Annotated in this window: 22 protein-coding genes; 5 read left to right on the top strand and 17 right to left on the bottom strand. The window is 54.9% G+C overall.

Translation table 11 applies throughout. The annotated features are described in order from the left end of the window. Positions 1-16 precede the first annotated feature (16 nt). Genes AC790_RS03435 through sdhC form a run of 4 tightly spaced genes read right to left on the bottom strand, consistent with a single transcriptional unit; the run spans position 17 to position 3287 of the window. On the bottom strand, positions 17-733 hold the full coding sequence (locus tag AC790_RS03435; protein ID WP_007890649.1) for a succinate dehydrogenase iron-sulfur subunit: 717 nt from the start codon (positions 731-733) through the stop codon (positions 17-19). A gap of 14 nt (positions 734-747) precedes the next feature. Next, positions 748-2514, bottom strand: coding sequence for a succinate dehydrogenase flavoprotein subunit (gene sdhA / locus AC790_RS03430; RefSeq protein ID WP_007890650.1), 1767 nt, complete (start codon positions 2512-2514; stop codon positions 748-750). After that, positions 2515-2862, bottom strand: coding sequence for a succinate dehydrogenase membrane anchor subunit (gene sdhD, locus AC790_RS03425; protein WP_049850912.1), 348 nt, complete (start codon positions 2860-2862; stop codon positions 2515-2517). Next, the gene (gene sdhC / locus AC790_RS03420) at positions 2856-3287 is read right to left on the bottom strand and encodes a succinate dehydrogenase cytochrome b556 subunit (RefSeq protein ID WP_007890652.1); all 432 of its coding nucleotides are present in this window, start codon (positions 3285-3287) and stop codon (positions 2856-2858) included. Before sdhC ends, sdhD begins: the two co-directional genes overlap by 7 nt. Positions 3288-3896: 609 nt before the next feature. Here sdhC and AC790_RS03415 point away from each other — a divergent pair. Then, positions 3897-5180 carry a citrate synthase gene (locus AC790_RS03415; RefSeq protein WP_008107361.1) on the top strand — a complete coding sequence of 428 codons (1284 nt, stop codon included), beginning with the start codon at positions 3897-3899 and terminating at the stop codon, positions 5178-5180. Positions 5181-5231: 51 nt separating this feature from the next. Here the strand turns inward: AC790_RS03415 and nei are convergent, their stop codons facing one another. The 11 genes from nei to AC790_RS03360 form a co-directional block, all read right to left on the bottom strand. Beyond that, a complete protein-coding gene (gene nei / locus AC790_RS03410) occupies positions 5232-6020 on the bottom strand; it encodes an endonuclease VIII (protein WP_007890654.1) in 789 nt (262 codons plus the stop codon). Between the two features lie 11 nt (positions 6021-6031). Beyond that, positions 6032-6679 carry a pyroglutamyl-peptidase I gene (pcp, locus tag AC790_RS03405; RefSeq protein WP_049850911.1) on the bottom strand — a complete coding sequence of 216 codons (648 nt, stop codon included), beginning with the start codon at positions 6677-6679 and terminating at the stop codon, positions 6032-6034. Between the two features lie 7 nt (positions 6680-6686). After that, a complete protein-coding gene (locus tag AC790_RS03400; RefSeq protein ID WP_049850910.1) occupies positions 6687-7703 on the bottom strand; it encodes a DUF979 domain-containing protein in 1017 nt (338 codons plus the stop codon). Then, a complete protein-coding gene (locus AC790_RS03395; protein WP_007890657.1) occupies positions 7703-8431 on the bottom strand; it encodes a DUF969 domain-containing protein in 729 nt (242 codons plus the stop codon). The genes AC790_RS03400 and AC790_RS03395 overlap by 1 nt, the downstream gene beginning before the upstream one ends. Positions 8432-8488: 57 nt before the next feature. Beyond that, the gene (gene pxpA / locus AC790_RS03390; protein ID WP_049850909.1) at positions 8489-9226 is read right to left on the bottom strand and encodes a 5-oxoprolinase subunit PxpA; all 738 of its coding nucleotides are present in this window, start codon (positions 9224-9226) and stop codon (positions 8489-8491) included. After that, a complete protein-coding gene (gene pxpC / locus AC790_RS03385) occupies positions 9216-10148 on the bottom strand; it encodes a 5-oxoprolinase subunit PxpC (RefSeq protein WP_049850908.1) in 933 nt (310 codons plus the stop codon). The genes pxpA and pxpC overlap by 11 nt, the downstream gene beginning before the upstream one ends. Further along, the gene (pxpB, locus tag AC790_RS03380) at positions 10142-10798 is read right to left on the bottom strand and encodes a 5-oxoprolinase subunit PxpB (protein ID WP_007890660.1); all 657 of its coding nucleotides are present in this window, start codon (positions 10796-10798) and stop codon (positions 10142-10144) included. The genes pxpC and pxpB overlap by 7 nt, the downstream gene beginning before the upstream one ends. A 217-nt stretch (positions 10799-11015) precedes the next feature. Further along, positions 11016-11759, bottom strand: a complete 744-nt coding sequence (locus AC790_RS03375; protein ID WP_049850907.1) for a type 2 GTP cyclohydrolase I — start codon at positions 11757-11759, stop codon at positions 11016-11018. Between the two features lie 18 nt (positions 11760-11777). Beyond that, positions 11778-13205: a deoxyribodipyrimidine photo-lyase gene (phrB, locus tag AC790_RS03370; RefSeq protein ID WP_049850906.1), complete on the bottom strand. Its 1428-nt coding sequence runs from the start codon at positions 13203-13205 to the stop codon at positions 11778-11780. A 12-nt stretch (positions 13206-13217) separates the two neighbouring features. Continuing rightward, on the bottom strand, positions 13218-14174 hold the full coding sequence (locus AC790_RS03365) for a 2-thiouracil desulfurase family protein (protein ID WP_049850905.1): 957 nt from the start codon (positions 14172-14174) through the stop codon (positions 13218-13220). A gap of 140 nt (positions 14175-14314) precedes the next feature. After that, a complete protein-coding gene (locus AC790_RS03360; RefSeq protein WP_007890665.1) occupies positions 14315-14515 on the bottom strand; it encodes a YbfA family protein in 201 nt (66 codons plus the stop codon). A 244-nt stretch (positions 14516-14759) separates the two neighbouring features. On the opposite strand from AC790_RS03360, the gene kdpE reads away from it, so the two are divergent. Continuing rightward, positions 14760-15434 (top strand): two-component system response regulator KdpE, encoded by a 675-nt coding sequence (gene kdpE / locus AC790_RS03355; RefSeq protein WP_007890666.1) that lies wholly within the window; start codon positions 14760-14762, stop codon positions 15432-15434. Between the two features lie 38 nt (positions 15435-15472). Here kdpE and pgm read toward each other — a convergent pair whose 3' ends face one another. Then, on the bottom strand, positions 15473-17113 hold the full coding sequence (pgm, locus tag AC790_RS03350; RefSeq protein WP_007890667.1) for a phosphoglucomutase (alpha-D-glucose-1,6-bisphosphate-dependent): 1641 nt from the start codon (positions 17111-17113) through the stop codon (positions 15473-15475). A 24-nt stretch (positions 17114-17137) separates the two neighbouring features. Then, entirely contained in the window at positions 17138-17677 is a 540-nt protein-coding gene (gene seqA, locus AC790_RS03345; protein WP_049850904.1) for a replication initiation negative regulator SeqA, read from the bottom strand. Positions 17678-17925: 248 nt separating this feature from the next. Here seqA and ybfF point away from each other — a divergent pair, with 248 nt between their 5' ends. From ybfF to fldA, 3 genes are all read left to right on the top strand, one after another. Beyond that, entirely contained in the window at positions 17926-18690 is a 765-nt protein-coding gene (ybfF, locus tag AC790_RS03340) for an esterase (RefSeq protein ID WP_049850903.1), read from the top strand. Between the two features lie 167 nt (positions 18691-18857). Next, positions 18858-19133: a LexA regulated protein gene (gene ybfE, locus AC790_RS03335; RefSeq protein WP_007890670.1), complete on the top strand. Its 276-nt coding sequence runs from the start codon at positions 18858-18860 to the stop codon at positions 19131-19133. Positions 19134-19270: 137 nt separating this feature from the next. Then, positions 19271-19801, top strand: a complete 531-nt coding sequence (fldA, locus tag AC790_RS03330; RefSeq protein WP_049850902.1) for a flavodoxin FldA — start codon at positions 19271-19273, stop codon at positions 19799-19801. Positions 19802-20137: the final 336 nt, after the last annotated feature.

Here is a 20137-nt window from a genome sequence, read left to right as displayed (position 1 = left end):
GACAGTGACTTCTTTGTTACGCCCCGCGTTGCAGCAGCATCGACTTAATATGGCCGATAGCGCGCGTTGGGTTTAGGCCTTTCGGGCACACGCTCACACAGTTCATGATGCTGTGACAGCGGAAAACACTGAAAGCATCGTTTAGATTATCGAGACGCGCATTGGTTTCAGTGTCGCGGCTGTCGATCAGGAAACGGTAAGCGGCCAGCAGACCCGCCGGACCCACGAATTTGTCCGGATTCCACCAGAACGACGGGCATGAGGTAGAGCAGCAGGCGCAGAGAATGCACTCGTACAAACCATCCAGATGCTCACGCTCTGCCGGGCTCTGTAAATGCTCGCGCGCCGGTGGATTTTCCCCATTATTCAACAGGAAAGGCTTAATCTTCTCATACTGTGCATAGAATTGTCCCATGTCTACCACGAGGTCGCGGATCACCGGCAAACCAGGCAGAGGACGGATAACAATTTTCTTCGAACCGTTACCGAGCGCAGAAATCGGTGTGATGCACGCCAGACCATTTTTACCGTTCATGTTCAGACCATCTGAACCGCACACGCCTTCACGGCATGAGCGACGGAAAGCCAGCGTCGGATCTTTCTCTTTCAGACGGATCAGCGCATCCAGCAACATCATGTCGCGACCATCTTCCGATTCCAGCGTGTACTCCTGCATACGCGGCTTGGCATCGACTTCTGGGTTGTAACGATAGATTGAAAATTCGAGTCTCATGATCATCTCCGCAATTAGTAAGTACGCGCTTTCGGCGGGAAGGCCGCACGCAGTTTCGGTTGCATGTTCACCTCACGGCGCGTCATGCTTTCCGTCTGCGGAACATAGAGACTGTGGCACAGCCAGTTGGCATCATCACGCTCCGGATAATCGAAGCGGCTGTGTGCGCCACGGCTTTCAGTACGGAAGTTGGCAGCGACAGCGGTGGCATACGCGGTTTCCATCAGGTTATCCAACTCAAGGCACTCAATACGCTGGGTGTTGAAATCCGGCGAACGGTCATCAAGACGGGCTGATTTCAAACGCTCACGAATCACTTTCAGCTCTTCCAGACCTTCACGCATCGCATCGCCATCGCGGAATACCGAGAAGTTGTTCTGCATGCAGCGCTGCAGCGCTTTACGGATTTCGACAGGATCTTCACCGGTGGTGTTATTTTCCCAACGATTGAAGCGCGCCATCGCTTCATCCAGATTTTCCTGCGTGGCTTCACGCAGTTCGCCCTGCTCTTCAATACACTCCAGCAAGTGCACGCCAGCTGCGCGACCAAACACCACCAGATCGAGCAGTGAGTTACCGCCAAGGCGGTTAGCGCCGTGTACCGATACGCAGGCGATTTCGCCGACGGCGAACAGACCCGGAATCACCACATCTTCGCCCTGCTCGTTCACGCGCAGCGCCTGACCGGTCACTTTGGTCGGCACGCCGCCCATCATGTAGTGGCAGGTTGGGATCACCGGAATCGGTTCTTTAATAGGGTCAACGTGCGCAAAGGTACGCGACAGCTCAAGGATGCCGGGCAGACGCGACTCCAGCACGTCGGCACCGAGATGGTCGAGCTTCAGTTTGATGTGCGGACCCCAAGGGCCATCGCAACCACGCCCTTCACGGATTTCCACCATCATGGAGCGTGCTACTACATCACGTCCCGCCAGATCTTTGGCGTTCGGCGCATAGCGCTCCATGAAGCGTTCACCGTGCTTATTCAGCAGGTAACCACCTTCACCACGGCAACCTTCGGTAACCAATACGCCCGCACCGGCAATGCCGGTTGGGTGGAACTGCCACATTTCCATATCCTGCACCGGCACGCCTGCGCGCAGCGCCATACCGACGCCGTCACCGGTGTTGATGTGGGCGTTAGTGGTGGATTGGTAAATACGGCCCGCGCCGCCGGTCGCCAGAATGGTCGCTTTGGCTTTGAAGTAGACGGTTTCGCCGGTTTCCATGCAGATAGCCGTACAGCCGACAATCGCACCGTCTTCGTTTTTCACCAGATCCAGCGCATACCATTCGGAGAAGATGGTGGTTTTGTTCTTTAGATTCTGCTGATACAGCGTATGCAGCAAGGCGTGGCCGGTACGGTCGGCAGCCGCAGCGGTACGCGCCGCCTGCTCACCACCAAAATTCTTCGACTGACCACCAAACGGACGCTGATAGACGCGGCCGTCATCAAGACGGGAGAAAGGCAACCCCATATGTTCCAGTTCCAGAATCGCTTCCGGACCGACATGACACATATATTCGATCGCGTCCTGGTCGCCGATAAAGTCGGAACCTTTGACGGTGTCGTACATGTGCCATTCCCAGTTATCTTCATGGGTGTTACCCAGCGCAACGGTGATACCACCCTGCGCCGATACGGTATGGGAACGGGTTGGGAAAACTTTGGATAACAGGGCACAGGTCTGGCCCGATTGGGAGATTTGCAGAGCGGCGCGCATTCCTGCTCCACCCGCGCCGATCACCACGGCATCAAATTCTCTGACTGGCAAACTCATTTACACACCCCACACGACAACGGTTCCATAAATCGCATACGACAACAGCGCAACCACAATCACAAACTGCAGCAGCAACCGGGTTGCTACTGGTTTCACGTAGTCAGTCAGCACCTGCCACATCCCAATCCAGCCGTGGATCAGAATCGAGAACAGCGTCAACATGGTGAACACTTTAGTGAAGGCGGACGAGAAGAAGCCGTGCCAGACGTCATACGTCAGCGTGCCTGTCATCACGACAAAACCGAGGATGTAGAGAATGTAGAGCGTAATTAAGATTGCAGCAGCACGCAGTAACAGCCAGTCATGGATACCGTTGCGTCCTAATGCAGAAGCATTGCTTACCATACGAGGACTCCAGCCAAAATTGAGAGCACGACAGTGATAACAAAAGCCGCTTGCGCGGAACGGGTTCCCACCTGCAGGGTTTCTTCCATAAAGCCAAAATCAGCCAACATATGACGAATACCGCCCACAGCGTGATACGCCAGCGCAGTTAAAATGCCCCACATGATGAATTTGGCGAAGAAGCTATCCATGATGGATGCCGCTTGCTGGAAACCTTCTGGAGAGGAGAGAGAGAGACCCAGTAACCAGAGCAGAATTCCGAGAGCGACAAAGGTGATCACGCCGGAGACGCGGTGGAGAATGGACGATATTGCAGTAACGGGAAACCGGATCGTCGAGAGATCCAAGTTAACAGGTCTTTGTTTTTTCACGGTTTTGCCCACACAGCTCTTTTTTATTTTGCTTCCTCCGGTCCTGAGTTGCATCAGAGACACAGCATGTGTTCAGACTGCAACCGCCACCAAAATAGCAACATCCAGTGTTAAATAAAGCGGGTAAAACGCTGGGTGGCTCCTGGTGTCAGGGTGTTCCGGAGACCTGGCCGCAGTATAGGAGGATCACATTCTGATTACAATTCCCCTACAATCTCTTTGGTCACATTTAGGTTGAACAGTGATCATGCTCACGAATTTCACAATTTATACATTTTTAATTATCTGATTTGACAAAAGATCAACATTTCAGTTACAAACAATCGCATTAAAGCCCTATGATGCACAAAAGTTATGGGGATACACTTTCCCCTAAGCTCAAGTTATGTAACATTGCCAATACAAGCAATACAAAGCATCAGGTTATTGGTTACCAAGAAGTTATGTCGTGACAGGAACTTTAACATCCTCGATGTGCAGCATGTCATGCCCCGACGCCACCGAATGGCCCAAATCAGCGTTTACTCTGTAACCCTGCACGACCCACGTTACCGCAGAGTGATGCTGTGAAGATTGTGGTTATATCGCTTGCTGATATTTGCAACATGAAGGCTATTCTGGTGTCTAAGATCCTTACCTTAAAGGCGCTATGGAGACGAAATAATGACAGATAAAAAAGTGACGCTAACCCTACAAGATAATACGTCTGTTGAACTGGACGTGATGCAAGGTACGCTGGGACAAGATGTTGTTGATGTCCGCGCCCTTGGCTCTCAAGGCCTGTTCACCTTCGATCCCGGCTTCACCTCTACTGCGTCCTGCGAATCCAAAATCACCTTTATTGATGGTGACGAAGGTATTCTGTTACACCGTGGTTTCCCGATTGACCAGCTGGCAACCCACTCCAACTATCTCGAAGTGTGTTACATCTTGCTGAATGGCGAAGCCCCGACCCAAGCCCAGTTTGAAGAGTTCCGCACGACCGTTACCCGCCACACCATGATCCACGAGCAAATCACCCGACTGTTCCATGGCTTCCGCCGCGATTCGCATCCTATGGCGGTAATGTGTGGTGTGACCGGTGCGCTGGCCGCGTTTTATCACGACTCTTTAGACGTCAATATTGAACGTCACCGTGAAATCGCTGCGTTCCGCCTGCTGTCGAAAATGCCAACCATGGCGGCGATGTGCTACAAATACTCCATCGGCCAGCCGTTTGTGTATCCGCGCAACGACCTCTCTTATGCCGGTAACTTCCTGCACATGATGTTCGCCACGCCATGCGAAGAGTACAAAGTGAATCCGGTACTGGAACGCGCCATGGACCGTATTCTGATTCTGCACGCCGACCATGAGCAGAACGCTTCAACCTCTACCGTACGTACCGCAGGCTCTTCAGGCGCGAACCCGTTTGCCTGTATCGCCGCCGGTATCGCTTCATTGTGGGGACCGGCGCACGGCGGTGCCAACGAAGCGACACTGCGCATGCTGGAAGAGATCAGCACTGTTGATCACATCCCTGAGTTTGTTAAACGTGCGAAAGACAAAAACGATTCGTTCCGTCTGATGGGCTTTGGCCACCGCGTCTACAAAAACTACGATCCACGTGCCACCGTAATGCGCGATACCTGTCACGAAGTGCTGAATGAACTGGGCATGAAAGATGATCTGCTGGAAGTGGCGATGGAGCTGGAACACATCGCGCTGAACGACCCGTACTTCATCGAGCGTAAGCTCTATCCTAACGTCGATTTCTACTCAGGCATCATTCTGAAAGCGATGGGCATTCCGTCTTCCATGTTTACCGTCATCTTCGCCATGGCACGTACCGTAGGCTGGATTGCACACTGGAAAGAGATGCATGACGAAGGCATGAAAATTGCCCGTCCGCGTCAGCTGTATACCGGTTACACCGAGCGTCCATTTACCTCGGCGCTGGATAAATAAGAAAAAGGCGGCCAAACGGCCGCCTTTTTTATTGCGCGATAAATCGTGCCGCTACAATTGGCATCCCGGACACCAGTAAAACGGCCGCGATGACAATACGCCCTTCTCAATCACCGCTCCGCAACGCCGACATTTTTTGCCCTGCCGATGAAACACCTCGAAGCGAAACGCGGCATCTTCGTGATACTTCTTCATGCTGCCACGCATCTGATATGACAAACGCGGCACCGACAGCATCGCCTCACTCAGCGCCGTGAGCTGCTGCTCGCTGAGATCCTGCGCCCGGTGCGACGCCAGCAAACCGGCATGCCATAAAATCTCCACGCGTAGATAATTACCCAAACCGGCGAGAAAAGCCTGATCGAGCAACAAGCCGCTGAACTGGCGACGACGAAAGCGCGGCGACAGCAGACGCTCGCGCACCTCCTCCACCGTTAAGCTGGCATCCAGCACGTCCGGTCCCACCCGTTGCAGAAACGGATGCGCCGCCAAGGTAGCAGCGTTGAGCAGCTCAATATCCGACGCGCTGTACAGCAAAATGGTGTTATCCGCATTGGCGAGCCGCACGCGGAGTTGTCGCGTGGTATTCGGCTGCGTGCCGGTTGGCACCACGCGCCAGACGCCGTACAGCTGATTGTGGCTGTAAAGCGTCAGGCCATTTGAGAAGTGCGTGAGCAGCGCTTTGCCCCGCGTTTCAAACGCGTTGATGGTGGTTCCCATCAACGCGGGTTCATAGGTTTTCAGCTCGGGAAAGGCAAACCATACATCGGTGAGCGGTTTGCCTTCCATTGCCTCTGCCAGTTGATCCGCCGCACGACGGATCTCCGGTCCCTCAGGCATAACAACTCCTGTTAATGCGTGGCGCCACCGACGACGCGAATATCATTTTCGGTACTCAATATCACCTGCAGCGAGGTTTCCAGCGCCTTGATCACGCTAGCGGTGGCCATACTCGCCACACCAGGATGATGCACCGCTTGTTCCGGCATGTATGGAATGTGAATAAAACCGCCGCGCGCCCTACTGTTGGTGGTATGAATCCAGTTCAGCAGGCTGTACATCACGTGATTACAGGTAAAAGTACCGGCGGTTTGCGATACCGACGCCGGCACGCCTACCTCACGCAGTGCGGCCACCATGGCTTTGATCGGCAGCGTGGAGAAATAGGCCGCCGGGCCATCGGCCTCAATCGGCTGATCGATCGGCTGTTGCTGGTCGTTGTCCGGAATGCGTGCGTCATCCACATTGATGGCGACGCGTTCAACGGTAATGTCGGATCGACCACCCGCCTGCCCAACGCACAGCACGCGATCGGGCTGAATCTCTTCCAGCGCACGCGTTAACACTTCACCGCAGGTGGCAAACACCACCGGCAGCTGGCGCACCACAATACGCGCACCGGCGATCTCTTTGCCGTCAAAGCTGCGCACCGCTTCCCACGAAGGGTTGATGCTTTCGCCACCAAACGGCTCAAACGCCGTCATTAACACCGTTTTCATTGCAACCTCACAAGAACATCAGGAAGTAGAGCAGGAAAATATTCACTACCAACAGTAGCACACCGGTTGGCACCTGAGCCTTGATCACCGCGTTGCGGTCCGGCAGCTCTAACAGACGCGCCGGAACGATGTTGAAGTTGGCCGCCATCGGCGTCATCAAAGTCCCGCAATAGCCGGAGAACATGCCGATCGCCGCCATCACCGCCGGATTGCCACCGTGTTGCAGCACCAGAATCGGAATCCCAATCCCGGCCGTCACAATCGGGAAGGCTGCGAACGCATTGCCCATCACCATGGTCAGCAGCGCCATGCCTCCCGCGTAGACCGCGACGGCGATCAGGCGATTATCCACCGCCAGATACTGCTCGGTCAGGTGCGAAATCGCGGTGCCGACACCGGCGCTGGTGAACAGCAGGCCAAGCGTGGCGAGAATTTGCGGCAGAATAAAGGCCCAACCCACCGCATCCAGCAAGCGACGGGTCTCCTGCATCGACTGCAGCGGCTTTTCATGGGTGATTTTCAGTGCAATCAGCCAGCCCAACAGGCAGCCGATCATCATTGAGAATAGCGTCACCAATGTTGAGTGATTGCCGGGGCCAAACACGGTGTCCTGCAGCCCAGGAATGTGGTTAAACGCCAGCACGCCAATCACGGTGACCAGCGGGATCGCCAGCGCCGGCAGGAACAGCTTATTATGCAGACGTTTGGCGCTCTCCTGTTTCTGCTCGCCGCTGCGCTGATGATAGCGTCCCAGACGCACGCCGCCGAAACCGGCAATCAACGCCATCACCACCACGGCCACGCCGACCGCGATGTGCAACCAGCGGCGGCCCAGTTCGGCATCGCCCGCCCATTGCCCCATCAACTGATAAGCACCGTCGCCGATCAGGAAAATCAGCCCATACAAGGCCCAGAACAGCCCGGTGGTAAAACGGCGCGGGTTGGCACTGTCGCGCCAGGAAAGCAGCGCCACCACCAGCAGGATCACCCCTGCCAGCCACATCAAATATTGTTGCTGGAACATTACTTCCCTCCTTTGGCGTTCAGCGCCTGCTGATTTAACGCGCCCAGTTCTCGCGCCAGCTGACGATCAAGGCGTACCAGACGGGCTGAATGAATGAGGAAAGCACAGAGTGCAGTAGGAATACCCCACAGCGCGATATGCAGCGGTTCGGTGCTAATACCGGCAGACTCCTGCATAAAGTTATGCATGAAGATAATTGCGCCAAAAGCGACGAAGATATCTTCACCAAAGAAGAGACCAATGTTATCGGTGGCGGCCGACATGGCACGCAGGCGATGACGCACGTCTGGCGGCACTTCGCCGTAGCGGTTTTCCGTGGCCCCTTCGGCCATCGGCGCCAGCAGCGGACGCACCATTTGTGGATGACCGCCAAGGCTGGTTAAACCCAGCGCCGCAGTGGCTTCACGCACGAACAGGTAGACGATCAGCAAGCGCCCGGCGGTCGCGGTTTTGATCTGGGCGATCCAGCTCTGCGCGCGCTCTTTCAAACCATGACGCTCCAGCAAGCCGATAACCGCTAACGGCAACAGCAGAATCAGCGGCAGATTACGCGTATTGAGGAAGCCAGAACCGAGTTTTTCCAGAATATCCGCCAGCGGCAGATGCGCCGCCAGCCCGGTGACGAAGCCCGCCACTATCACCACCAGCACCGGGTTAAAGCGCAGCACAAAACCCACAATGATGGCGGCAATGCCCAGTAGCGGCCAGAGGTTTACCACGTTATCCATGTTGTTCCCTTATGTAAAAGACAAAGCCCGGCGTGAGGCCGGGCAATCAGTAAAATGTTATGCGCTGGTAACGGCAATCTGATTGGTCGCAAAGGCGGCGCGCAACGTACGGGCGAACTGGAGCGCGTGGGCGCCGTCACCATGCAGACACACGGTTTCCGCGTTGACCGGCACCCATTCGCCGCTGATGCTCTGCACCTGACGCTGCTGCACCATCGCCAGCGTTTGCGCGAGCGCCTGGTCGGCATCTTCAATCATCGCGTTAGGCTGACTGCGAGGCACCAGCGCCCCGCTCGCCAGATAACCGCGATCGGCAAATACCTCTTCGCGTGTGCGCAAACCATGATGAGCCGCCGCCGCAATCGAGGCGCTGCCCGCCAACCCCACCAGAATTAATCCCGCATCCACGGCTTTCACCGCGCGCGCGATAGCATCGGCCAGCTGCGGATCGCCCGCCGCCTGGTTATACAACATGCCGTGCGGTTTGACGTGCACCAGACGTTCACCTTCGCTCTCCGCGATAATTTTTAGCGCGCCAATCTGGTAAATCATCTGCGCATACACCGTTTCCGGCGGCAGTTGCATCGCGCTACGACCAAAGTTTTCCCGATCGGGGAAACTGGGATGCGCACCAATCGCCACGCCACTGGCTTTCGCCCAGCGCACTGATTGCAGCATGGTTTGCGCATCACCGGCGTGGAAGCCGCAGGCAATATTGGCTGAGCTGACCAGCGTGAGCAGTTCCCGATCGCTGGCGCTGCCTTCGCCAAGATCGGCATTAAGATCAATCTTCATGTCCCAGTCCCCAGGCAATTTGGTCAAACGAGCGCTGCTGATGCTGTTTAGCCGCAATGGCATCTTCCAGCGTGCAATGAATGAAGTGAATCGGTTCGCCGAGACGAATTTGCGCCAGATGATAGAGATCGGCTTCGATGATGCAGGCGATACGCGGATAACCACCGGTGGTTTGCGCATCGGCCATCAACACAATCGGTTGGCCATTGGGCGGCACCTGCACCACGCCGGGCACTAAACCGTGCGACAGCAAATCGCGTGTCGCGTCGCGTTGCAATTGACGTCCCTGTAGGCGATATCCCATGCGATTACTTTGCGGACTGAGTTTCCACGGGCTGCGCCAAAAACCTTGCTGCGCTTCACGCGAGAATTCGCTGTATTCCGGCCCCGCCAGAGCGCGAATGCGATTGCCCCACAGCAGCTGGCGCACGCCGGCTTTGTCTTTGAAGTCACGCGTGGGTTTGCCTAACGGCAATTCGTCACCGTCTTGTAATTTTCGTCCCTGCCAGCCGCCAAACGCCGCCTTGAGATCGGTACTGACTGAACCGAGCATTTCCGGCACGGCAAAGCCACCGTTTACCGCCAGATAGCTGCGCATGCCGCGCGTTGGCGTTGCTAACGTCAGCACCTGACCTTTCTTCACCGGCAGTCGCCAGCCGGTCCAGACCGGTTGGCCATCCAGATCGGCATTACAGCCGGCGCCCGTCAGTGCAAACCAGCCATCGCGGGTAAACTGCACTTTGAACTGGCCGAGCACGATTTCCAGCACCGCGCTTTGCTCGGGATTGCCCACCAGCATATTGGCCGTGCGCATCGCCGGTTGATCTAGCGCGCCGCCAACGCTGATGCCATATTGCCGAAAACCGGTACGGCCGTGGTCCTGTAGCGAGGTTATCATGCCCGCGCGTAGAATCTTTAACATACGCCCTCCTGCTGCGGCACGAAGCGCACGCTATCGCCGGGACGTAATAGGGTTGGCGGATGTTGCAGCGGATCGAACAGGCTAAGCGGCGTATGGCCTATCAGTTGCCAGCCGCCCGGCGCGGCTAAGGGATAGATGCCGGTTTGGCTGCCACCAATGCCCACGGAGCCGCTCGGCACAATCACTCGCGGCTCAGCGCGGCGCGGCGTGTGTAACCGCTCATCCAGTCCGCCGAGATAAGGGAAACCGGGCTGGAAGCCGATGAAATAGACCACGTAATCAATGCTGCTGTGCAGTTCCACCGCTTGTTTTGGCGTCATATTTGCGCGCTCAGCGACTACCTGCAGATCCGGTCCGCCTTCGCCGCCGTACACCACCGGAATTTCCACCCGGCGCGATTCCGGCAGCTGCGCTTCGCTCTCTTCCCACCAGCGCTGCAAACGTTCAATTGCGTCCAGCGCATTCAGTTGCGGATCGCGCAGCAGCAGTGTCAGGTTGTTCATGCCAGGAATCACTTCCTCTACCTGCTCGTTCTGCTGCAATCGCTGACACAATCCCCAAATGCGCTGCTGGCTGGTCAACGAAACCGGCGGTTCCAGTTCCAGCACCACCGCGCGCTCACCTAGCAGATAACAACGTGCTCGTTGCAAAAACGACCTCCTGGTAAAATAACATGCCGAAAAACAGATAATTGAGGTGCGCATTAATGCGCACCCTACACAACCCGCACCATCAGGTTAGCGCGGCGCCATTTATGGCGACCGGGTGCGCGTTTATGCGTAAAGGCAATACGTTATGCGAAAGTGACAGAGATGTGTCAACAGATTTGCGCCCTTAACGTGTGTTAAGGGCGTGAGAGAGGAGCAATCAGGCAGGATTGTCGATGTCGATAAAGGTCACATCAAGACCGTGATGTGTCGCTAGCCATTCGCCGAGCGCCTTAATACCGCCGCGCTCGGTCGCGTGATGGCCAGCAGCGAAGAAGTGCACCCCCTGTTCGCGGGCGCTATGAATGGTTTGCTCAGAAACTTCACCGGTAATAAAGGCATCGACACCAAATGCCGCCGCGCTATCGATAAAGCCCTGACCGCCACCGCTACACCAGGCAACGCGTTTGATCAGCGCAGGCGCGTTATCACCGCAGTGCAGCGGCGTACGGCCTAAACGCTGGGCGATTTTTTCCGCCAACGCCGCACCGCTCAACGGCTGTGCCAATTCGCCCCACGGCACCAGCGGCTGAATTTCGCCTTTGACCTCGATATCAAACAGACGCGCCAGCTGCGCGTTGTTACCCAACTCGGCGTGCGCATCCAGTGGCAGATGCCAGCCATATAGGTTGATATCATTGGCCAGCAAGGTGCGCAGGCGCTGGCGCTTCATGCCTTTAATCACCGGCGCTTCACTCTTCCAGAAGTAGCCGTGATGCACCAGCACCGCATCAGCGTTGCGCTTCACCGCTTCATCCAGCAACGCCTGACAAGCCGTTACGCCGGTGATGAGGTTTTTTACTTCAGCGCGTCCTTCAACCTGCAAACCGTTCGGTGCGTAATCGCTGAAGGCGCTGTTGTTAAGCTGCTGATTGACGATCTGTTCTAATTCAACATTGTTCATTACGGTTCCCTGATCGCCTCAAGCCGCGCTGCGAGCGCGCTCAAAGGCGTCTAGTGTCTTTTTACGTGCGTCCTTATGTTCCACGATTGGTGCCGGATAATCGAGTTTCTTGTTATTTTTCTGCGCCCAAACCTGTGGCTGATGGATATCGCTGTCTGGCACAGAGCGCAGTTCCGGCAACCACTGGCGGATAAAGTCGCCCTGTTTATCGAAGCGTTCGCCCTGAGTGGTGGGATTGAAGATGCGGAAATAAGGCGCGGCATCGGTGCCGGTTGATGCCGCCCATTGCCAGCCACCGTTATTGGCGGCCAGATCGCCATCGATCAATTGCTGCATAAAGTAGCGCTCACCTTCACGCCAATCGATGAGCAGATCCTTGACCAGAAAACTGGCGGTAATCATGCGCAGCCGATTGTGCATCCAGCCCAGCGTGTTGAGCTGACGCATCGCCGCATCGACAATCGGATAGCCGGTTTTACCCTGCTGCCAGGCCGCGAGATGATGATCATTTTTCTGCCAATCCACGTTGCGCGTCCAATCGACAAACGGTTGGTGCTTACACAATGCCGGGAATGCCACCATCAGATGGCGGTAAAATTCGCGCCAGATCAGCTCGTTCAGCCAGGTAAACGCCTTGCCCTCATTGAGCGCGTCGGGGTGCTCTTTCAATACCCGATGTAAGCACTGGCGCGGCGATAGCACACCAATCGCCAGATAAGCCGATAAGCGGCTGGTGCCATCAATCGCCGGTAAGTCGCGCTGATCCGGGTAGTGTTGCACCGCCTGTTTGGCGAAATGACGCAGCTGTTTTAACGCTGCCTCTTCACCGGCAGGGAACCAGCTCTCATCAACATCTTCGCAAGGATAATCAAATGCTGGGATGTGCTGTTCGATACGGATTGGTGCATTCGGGCGGGCTTTCGGAGCATGATAGCACTCCGGCAAGCCCTGATGCAGGCGGCGGACAAAGGCTTTGCTGAATGGCGTAAACACTTTGAACATGGTGTTACTGCCGGTTTGTACGCTGCCCGGCGGCAACAGCAGGCTATCGTCAAATCCCTGACAAATCACGCCCTGCGCATCCAGCCGCTTTTCGGCCTGTGCATCGCGCTCACGTTCGTTTATTTCGTACTGATAGTTGTAATAAAGCGCGTCGACGTGCTGCTGATGGCAAAACTCGCTGAGAAAATCAATCGAGGCAGCAAAGTCATCACACTGGTGATAATGCAAAGGGATACCGCGTTCCGCCAATGACGCCTGTAATAAGCGGAGATTTTGCTGGATAAACGCCGCCTGCTTCGGTGCCATGTGATGCTGCTGCCACTGCTGCGGCGTAGCGATAAACAGCGCCATCACGTTGGCATTGCTGTCGCGACAGGCGGCGGCCAGCGCCATATTGTCATTGATGCGCAGATCGTTGCGCAACCAAACTAAATGGGTGGTCATAAAGCCCCGAAATTATTGTCCGTAGCGCAAACGCAGCGCTTCTGGATAAGGATCAAAATAACGCTGCTGAGCCAGCCAAGGATGCGGATATTCCGCCATGTAATGTTTCAGCATGGTGATCGGTGCGAGCAACGGCTGCACGCCGAGACGATAACGATCGATCAGCTGCGCCAACTCCTGACGCTGCGGCGAACTCAACTGCGGGCGGAAATAGCCTTGCACATGCATCAGCACGTTGGTGTGATTGCGGCGCGATGCCTGATGGGACATCAGATGCATCAGGCGATTGCGATACTCAACGGCGTAATCTTCCAGCGAATCCCACTGATCCATTGCCGCCACAAAACGTCCCATTTCACGGTACTCATCCTGCGCATGGGAAAGCAGCAGCAATTTATAGCGGCTATGAAAGGCCATCAGCTTGTGGCGCGACAGACCGCTGCGCCACATTTCATTGAATTCGTGCAGCGCATAAACGCGGCCAATGAAGTTTTCGCGGATAGCATCATCATGCAGGCGGCCGTCCTCTTCCAGCGGCAACCACGGCATCTCTTTCTGCAGAAATGCAGTAAACATGCCGGTGCCCGCTTTGCGATTATTGTTGGTTTCGGGCTCGTAAACACGAACGCGCTCCAGCCCACAGCTAGGCGATTTGGCACACAGAATGTACCCGCACAGATGATGCAGCGATTTCACGCGCTCGGCGGACCAGCGCTGCATCTCATCGGTGACTTCCTCGCCGCCATCCTTGCTGAAGCAGAGATGAATATTGTCATCGCTCTCTTTCACCAGCCGCAAAGCCGGGCGTGGCGTGGGTAAACCAATCGCCATTTCAGGACATACAGGTTCGAAGCGCACAAATGGCACGAGCTCGTCCGTCGCGAAAGCAAAACGTTTGTGGCCGCCATCGAATCGGACGTTATCCCCGAGCAGGCAAGCGCTGATACCAACAGGAATTTTCTCGCTCATACTTGTACAACCTCATAAAACTTGTAGAGGTTTTAAGTGTAGCTGAAATGGCACGGGATAACAGCGGGGAAGCGGGTTTGAGGGGAAAATTTGCCATAAAAAACCCGGCAAGCGCCGGGTGGATGATGCGTAGAATTCGTTTACCAGTAGATGCCAGCAGCCGCTTCCGACTGCGCCAGCCATACCGGTTTGGTGCTGGTTTTGCACCAGATGCGATGCAAGTAGCTATAAAAACGCGCGCGATCCTGACGGAATAACATCACTGGCAGCGCCAGCAAACCGATTGATACCACCAGCACACGGCGCAGTACGATTTTATACAGTGGATATGCTCGATCCATCTTGGCCCCCTTGTGGTAAACATTGCGTTGAAATGTGATCTGGTTCAGATATTACCCGGAATTGTGTAATTTTACTACTCATCCGACCACTTTATTTGCTGTTTTTTTGCACCATTTTGCTGGAGATGAAATTTAGTTACAGAATTGTGATCGATAAGATCGCAGCAGGTTAAAAACTATATGACGGACGCGGAGCTGCTTTATTGCTAAAGTGATGCGTTAACTTTTTGCCGCTGGAGGCAGCGTGACGACCATCTTGATTGTGGAAGATGAAAAAGAGATTCGCCGTTTCGTGCGCCTGGCGCTGGAGAGCGAAGGTTTAAAGATTGTGGAAGCGGAACAGCTACAGCGGGGTCTGATTGAGGCGGCAACGCGTAAGCCCGATCTGGTGATCCTCGATCTTGGCTTGCCCGATGGCGATGGTAATGACTTTATTCGTGAAGTGCGCCAGTGGAGCAGCATGCCGGTGATTGTGCTGTCGGCGCGCAGCGACGAACAGGATAAGATCGATGCGCTGGATGCAGGTGCAGATGATTATCTCACTAAGCCCTTTGGCATCGGTGAGTTGCTGGCGCGCGTGCGTGTGGCGCTGCGGCGGCATCAAAGCAGCCAGCCAGAACCGATTGTGAAATTTGGTGAAGTGAGTGTCGATTTGGCGGCACGCCGTGTGCTGCGCAGTGAACAGGAAGTGCATCTGACGCCAACCGAGTTCCGTCTGCTCAGCTTGCTATTGAATAATGCCGGAAAGGTGCTGACGCAACGACAGTTGCTCAACCAGGTTTGGGGACCGAATGCGGTGGAGCACAGCCACTATTTGCGCATCTACATGGGCCATTTGCGGCAAAAGCTGGAAGCGAATCCCACCCAGCCCAGCCATTTGCTGACCGAAACCGGTATCGGCTACCGTTTTATGCCATAAAAAAAGGCCGCTTAGCGGCCTTTTCTCTTCACTGCCAATCAGGCGTTTTTCAGTACTTCGCTAACAATCTCAACCGCTTCTTTCTCGATCTGCTGACGGTGTTCAGCGCCGAGGAAGCTTTCACAGTAGATTTTGTAGGCGTCTTCCGTGCCCGATGGACGAGCGGCAAACCAGCCGTTTTCCGTCATCACTTTCAGACCACCGATTGATGCGCCGTTACCCGGTGCAGCAGTCAAGCGTGCGGTGATCGGATCACCCGCCAGCGTATCCGCGCTCACCATTTCTGGAGACAGTTTAGACAGTGCCGCTTTCTGTGCTGAAGTTGCCGGTGCCTGCAGACGATTGTAGCTCGGCGCACCAAAGCGCGCGGCCAGCTCGTCATAATGTTGCTGCGGATTCTTGCCGGTTACTGCGGTGATTTCTGCGGCCAGCAGGCACAGAATGATACCGTCTTTATCGGTTGACCAGGCTGAGCCATCGAAACGCAGGAACGATGCGCCCGCGCTCTCTTCGCCACCGAAACCGAAGCTGCCATCGAACAGGCCATCAACGAACCATTTGAAACCAACCGGCACTTCCACCAGCTTACGGCCAATGTCGTTAACTACGCGGTCGATCATCGCGCTGGAAACCAGCGTTTTACCGACAGCCACCTCTTTGCCCCACTGCGGACGATGCTGGAACAGGTAGTTGATTGCCACCGCCAGATAGTGGTTCGGATTCATCAGACCGGCTGGCGTGACGATGCCATGGCGATCGTAATCAGGATCGTTACCAAAGGCCAAATCGAATTTGTCTTTGTACGCCAGCAAACCCGCCATCGCGCATTCGGACGAGCAGTCCATACGCACCACGCCATCTTTATCCAGATGCATGAAGCGGAAAGTCTGATCGATAGCATCGTTAACGATGGTCAGATCAAGCTTGTAGTGCTCAGCAATGCGCTGCCAGTAAGCAATACCCGAGCCGCCTAATGGATCGACGCCAATTTTCAGGCCCGCTTTCTGGATGGCCGCGAAATCGATTACCTGCGCCAAACCTTCAACGTATGGCTGGATCAGGTCCTGCTCAACGATATGGCCGCTTGCCCAAGCCTGATCCAGCGGCAGACGCTTAACGTCCTTTAGCTCGCCTTTGATCAGCTGGTTAGCACGATCTTCCACCACTTTGGTGACGTTGGTATCCGCCGGTCCACCGTTTGGCGGATTGTATTTGATACCGCCATCTTCCGGTGGGTTGTGCGAAGGCGTGATAACGATACCGTCCGCCTGCGCGCCGCCGCGTTTGTTGTGCTCAAGAATGGCATTAGAGATGGCAGGCGTCGGCGTGTAACCGTTGTCTTGCTGTACAATCACGTCCACGCCGTTAGCGGCCAGCACTTCCAGCACCGACAAGATCGCCGGCTCAGACAGTGCATGCGTGTCTTTACCCACGTAGCACGGTCCAGTGATGCCGTTCTTTTTGCGCTCTTCAGCAATCGCCTGCGCGATCGCTAAAATGTGCTGTTCGTTGAAGCTTTGGCGTCCCGCGCTACCGCGATGGCCTGAAGTGCCAAATTTCACCGCATGATCCGGATTCGCCACATCGGGCTTCAGGACGTAATACTGCGAGGTTAATTGTGCAACGTTAATCAAATCGCTCTGCTGGGCAGGCTGCCCGGCACGGGGGTGATTGGCCATTGGCGCTTCTCCCTGACGCTTCAGTTAAATGGTGCCGCGAACTTTCTCTGTCAGTTCCTGAGGGAACTGCATAGCCAGCATGATGTGTTCCACCATGCTGCATTTGCGACCTGTATTGGTATTCGTGATCACCCAGTACGGCGTGCCGGGAACATGCTTCGGCTTAGTATGGGTGCCATTTTGCAGCAGCGTGTGCTCGTCGCCCGCAAAGTAGACGCGGGTACGGCCCTGCAGCGAAGCCGTAGCTTCAGCAAACGCAGCCGGATCAAGACGATAGAGCGTTGACAGTACCAGCATGAAGCGGTTTACCGCCTTATTTTGCTCGGCATATTCGTCGGAAAGCAGCAGCTCACGTACCGCGCGCACACGATCCTGAGGACGCGCTTCGCGACTCGCTGAAGGTGCTTCTTTCACTGACGCACCCGCGGCGGGCGCAGCAGCTGCGCTCTGACCGGCGGTGAACTTCAACATGCGGCGCAAAATATCTGAGGCGCTTTCACCAATGTGCTGCGTGTGGCTGGCAATATAACGGTAGAGTTCTTCGTCAACTTCAATCGTTTTCATCTTTTTCCGTACGATTCTGGCAAATGACAGAACCACGCATTATTGCAACGGCCTTAGCAAAATCCAGTCGTGCAAAACGTGAGCGGGTTCTAACATAAGGATTATAAAGTTAAATCCGTGGCAGCCGATAGCGTTGGCAACGTTTCCGGGCAAAAGTCGGAATATGCCCTAATGCCCGCCGGCCTGACTGCTGGACAGGTGAATCCATGATAACCTAAGCCAAGGTCACAACCGTAAGAACTTTAGCCATGATTTTGAACGCCCGTCTGCAAACTGAACAATCAGCCTCTGATGCCACACCCATTCTGTTAATCCATGGTCTTTTTGGCAGCCTTGATAACCTCGGCGTATTAGCGCGCGGGGTGCGTGATGCACGCCCAACATTGCAGGTTGATGTGCGTAACCACGGCTTGTCCGCACGCAGTGAGGTGATGAATTATCACGCCATGGCGCAGGACATGGTCGAAACGCTGGATGCGCATAACATTGAACGCGCTAGCGTAATCGGCCACTCAATGGGCGGCAAAATCGCTATGGCGCTCAGTGCCATCGCGCCAGAACGCATAGAAAAAATGGTGATGATCGATATCGCGCCGGTTGATTATCAAACTCGCCGCCATGACGAAATCTTTGCCGCTATCCGTGCCGTTAGCGCTGCTGGCGTGACGCGCCGCAGTGAAGCGGCTGAGGTGATGCGTCAGCACATTAGTGAGGATGGCGTGATCCAGTTCATCCTCAAGTCGTTTGCCGAAGGTGAATGGCGCTTTAATGTGCCGGTGCTGTGGGAGAATTACACCACCATTTCCGGCTGGGAAGAGGTGCCTGCATGGCCGCACCCTGCGCTGTTTATTCGTGGTGGCGACTCGCCCTATCTGGATAATCAGCATCGCGATGCGCTATTGCGTCAATTCCCACAGGCACACGCGCATGTGATTAGCGGGGCCGGACATTGGGTGCATGCAGAGAAACCTGAGGCGGTGCTACGTGCGGTGCGTCGATTTTTTAACCTGTAAAAGCAAAAGCTTGCCGCTTGCGCTTTAGAGTTGGCGTCAAGGAAGGCGCTGGAGTATGATGTCGCGCTAAAAATTTGCCACGGATGATTTTTCACCGTGGTCGGGCCGATAATGTTTTAATCGCGCAGCGCCTTTCCGCCGTTCGCGCCCACTCAGTTTTACAAACCATGGCAAAAGAACAGACAGACCGCACTACGCTTGATCTCTTTGCAGACGAGCGGCGTCCTGGTCGCCCGAAAACCAGCCCGCTGACGCGTGATGAACAATTACGCATCAACAAACGTAATCAGCTCAAGCGCGATAAAGTGCGTGGGCTGCGTCGTGTCGAGCTGAAGATGTCCAGCGAGGCGGTTGACGCGCTCAGCACGCTGGCCGATCAGCAAAACATCAGTCGCAGCGAATTGATTGAACAAATGCTGCTGGCACAGCTCAAACTGTCGTAACGCGCGAAGACCGCACGCTGGAACACAAAGACACGGCTTTACAAGTTCCGCACTTTTTACCGGTCTGCTATTATTCGCATTACTGTGCAGTCAACTGACTTACTTTCACAATCAGGATCTAAGAGGTTACCTAACCCATGGCAATCGTAGGCATTTTCTTCGGCAGCGATACCGGCAACACTGAAAACATTGCAAAAATTATCCAGAAACAACTGGGTAAAGATGTCGCCGAAGTGCATGACATTGCTAAGAGCACCAAAGAAGATCTCGATGCGTTCGACATCCTGCTGCTGGGCATTCCAACCTGGTATTATGGTGAAGCGCAGTGTGACTGGGATGATTTCTTCCCGACGCTGGAAGAGATTGATTTCAATGGCAAGCTGGTAGCGCTGTTTGGTTGTGGCGATCAGGAAGATTACGCCGAATACTTCTGCGACGCGATGGGCACCATCCGCGACATCATTGAGCCGAATGGTGCAGTCATCGTCGGCCACTGGCCAACCGAAGGCTACCATTTTGAAGCATCTAAAGGTTTGGCCGATGATAAACACTTCCTCGGTCTGGCGATTGACGAAGATCGTCAACCCGAGCTGACCAATGAGCGCGTTGAAACCTGGGTGAAGCAGATCTTCGATGAACTGCAGCTTAAAGAGATTATTGAAGCGTAATCCCCTGCTCTGCCCGATGTGCGCGCAAGTTCACATCGGGCAACGGAATTTCCTATAAAAATAATAGCTACGGTTTTTTAACTTTTCCCCGCAAATCTGTAGAATACCCGCAATGGTCATCCGCTTATTCCTCTGGCAGTAGAATGAGGCTGAGTGAAATGGAATCCAAAACCCAAGCGTCTTGAAGGCGTTAGTGACATTATCCTTACTGCTTTTGGTGATTAAGGACGTTGCCTTGGTTTTCATTTCACTGCTTGAGTTCTATAATGAGACGCAAATGAGAATGCGCGTTGACCTAAACATTCAAGGCCCCTGCGCCGCAAGTGACTAGCAAAG

This window comes from Pantoea sp. RIT-PI-b, assembly GCF_001187905.1.
Taxonomy (GTDB): Bacteria; Pseudomonadota; Gammaproteobacteria; order Enterobacterales; family Enterobacteriaceae; genus Pantoea; species Pantoea nemavictus.
This window is presented reverse-complemented; position numbering and strand designations above follow the sequence as displayed.

Bases quoted from the DNA above. Each gene is read 5' to 3' on its own strand.
- AC790_RS03435 (WP_007890649.1), bottom strand. From the start codon at position 733: ATGAGACTCGAATTTTCAATCTATCGTTACAACCCAGAAGTCGATGCC.
- phrB (WP_049850906.1), bottom strand. From the start codon at position 13,205: ATGACCACCCATTTAGTTTGGTTGCGCAACGATCTGCGCATCAATGAC.
- AC790_RS03360 (WP_007890665.1), bottom strand. From the start codon at position 14,515: ATGGATCGAGCATATCCACTGTATAAAATCGTACTGCGCCGTGTGCTG.
- pxpA (WP_049850909.1), bottom strand. From the start codon at position 9,226: ATGAAGATTGATCTTAATGCCGATCTTGGCGAAGGCAGCGCCAGCGAT.
- AC790_RS03415 (WP_008107361.1), top strand. From the start codon at position 3,897: ATGACAGATAAAAAAGTGACGCTAACCCTACAAGATAATACGTCTGTT.
- sdhC (WP_007890652.1), bottom strand. From the start codon at position 3,287: ATGCAACTCAGGACCGGAGGAAGCAAAATAAAAAAGAGCTGTGTGGGC.
- nei (WP_007890654.1), bottom strand. From the start codon at position 6,020: ATGCCTGAGGGACCGGAGATCCGTCGTGCGGCGGATCAACTGGCAGAG.
- fldA (WP_049850902.1), top strand. From the start codon at position 19,271: ATGGCAATCGTAGGCATTTTCTTCGGCAGCGATACCGGCAACACTGAA.
- sdhA (WP_007890650.1), bottom strand. From the start codon at position 2,514: ATGAGTTTGCCAGTCAGAGAATTTGATGCCGTGGTGATCGGCGCGGGT.
- seqA (WP_049850904.1), bottom strand. From the start codon at position 17,677: ATGAAAACGATTGAAGTTGACGAAGAACTCTACCGTTATATTGCCAGC.
- AC790_RS03395 (WP_007890657.1), bottom strand. From the start codon at position 8,431: ATGGATAACGTGGTAAACCTCTGGCCGCTACTGGGCATTGCCGCCATC.
- AC790_RS03365 (WP_049850905.1), bottom strand. From the start codon at position 14,174: ATGAGCGAGAAAATTCCTGTTGGTATCAGCGCTTGCCTGCTCGGGGAT.
- pxpC (WP_049850908.1), bottom strand. From the start codon at position 10,148: ATGTTAAAGATTCTACGCGCGGGCATGATAACCTCGCTACAGGACCAC.
- AC790_RS03375 (WP_049850907.1), bottom strand. From the start codon at position 11,759: ATGAACAATGTTGAATTAGAACAGATCGTCAATCAGCAGCTTAACAAC.
- AC790_RS03400 (WP_049850910.1), bottom strand. From the start codon at position 7,703: ATGTTCCAGCAACAATATTTGATGTGGCTGGCAGGGGTGATCCTGCTG.
- pcp (WP_049850911.1), bottom strand. From the start codon at position 6,679: ATGAAAACGGTGTTAATGACGGCGTTTGAGCCGTTTGGTGGCGAAAGC.
- ybfE (WP_007890670.1), top strand. From the start codon at position 18,858: ATGGCAAAAGAACAGACAGACCGCACTACGCTTGATCTCTTTGCAGAC.
- sdhD (WP_049850912.1), bottom strand. From the start codon at position 2,862: ATGGTAAGCAATGCTTCTGCATTAGGACGCAACGGTATCCATGACTGG.
- pgm (WP_007890667.1), bottom strand. From the start codon at position 17,113: ATGGCCAATCACCCCCGTGCCGGGCAGCCTGCCCAGCAGAGCGATTTG.
- ybfF (WP_049850903.1), top strand. From the start codon at position 17,926: ATGATTTTGAACGCCCGTCTGCAAACTGAACAATCAGCCTCTGATGCC.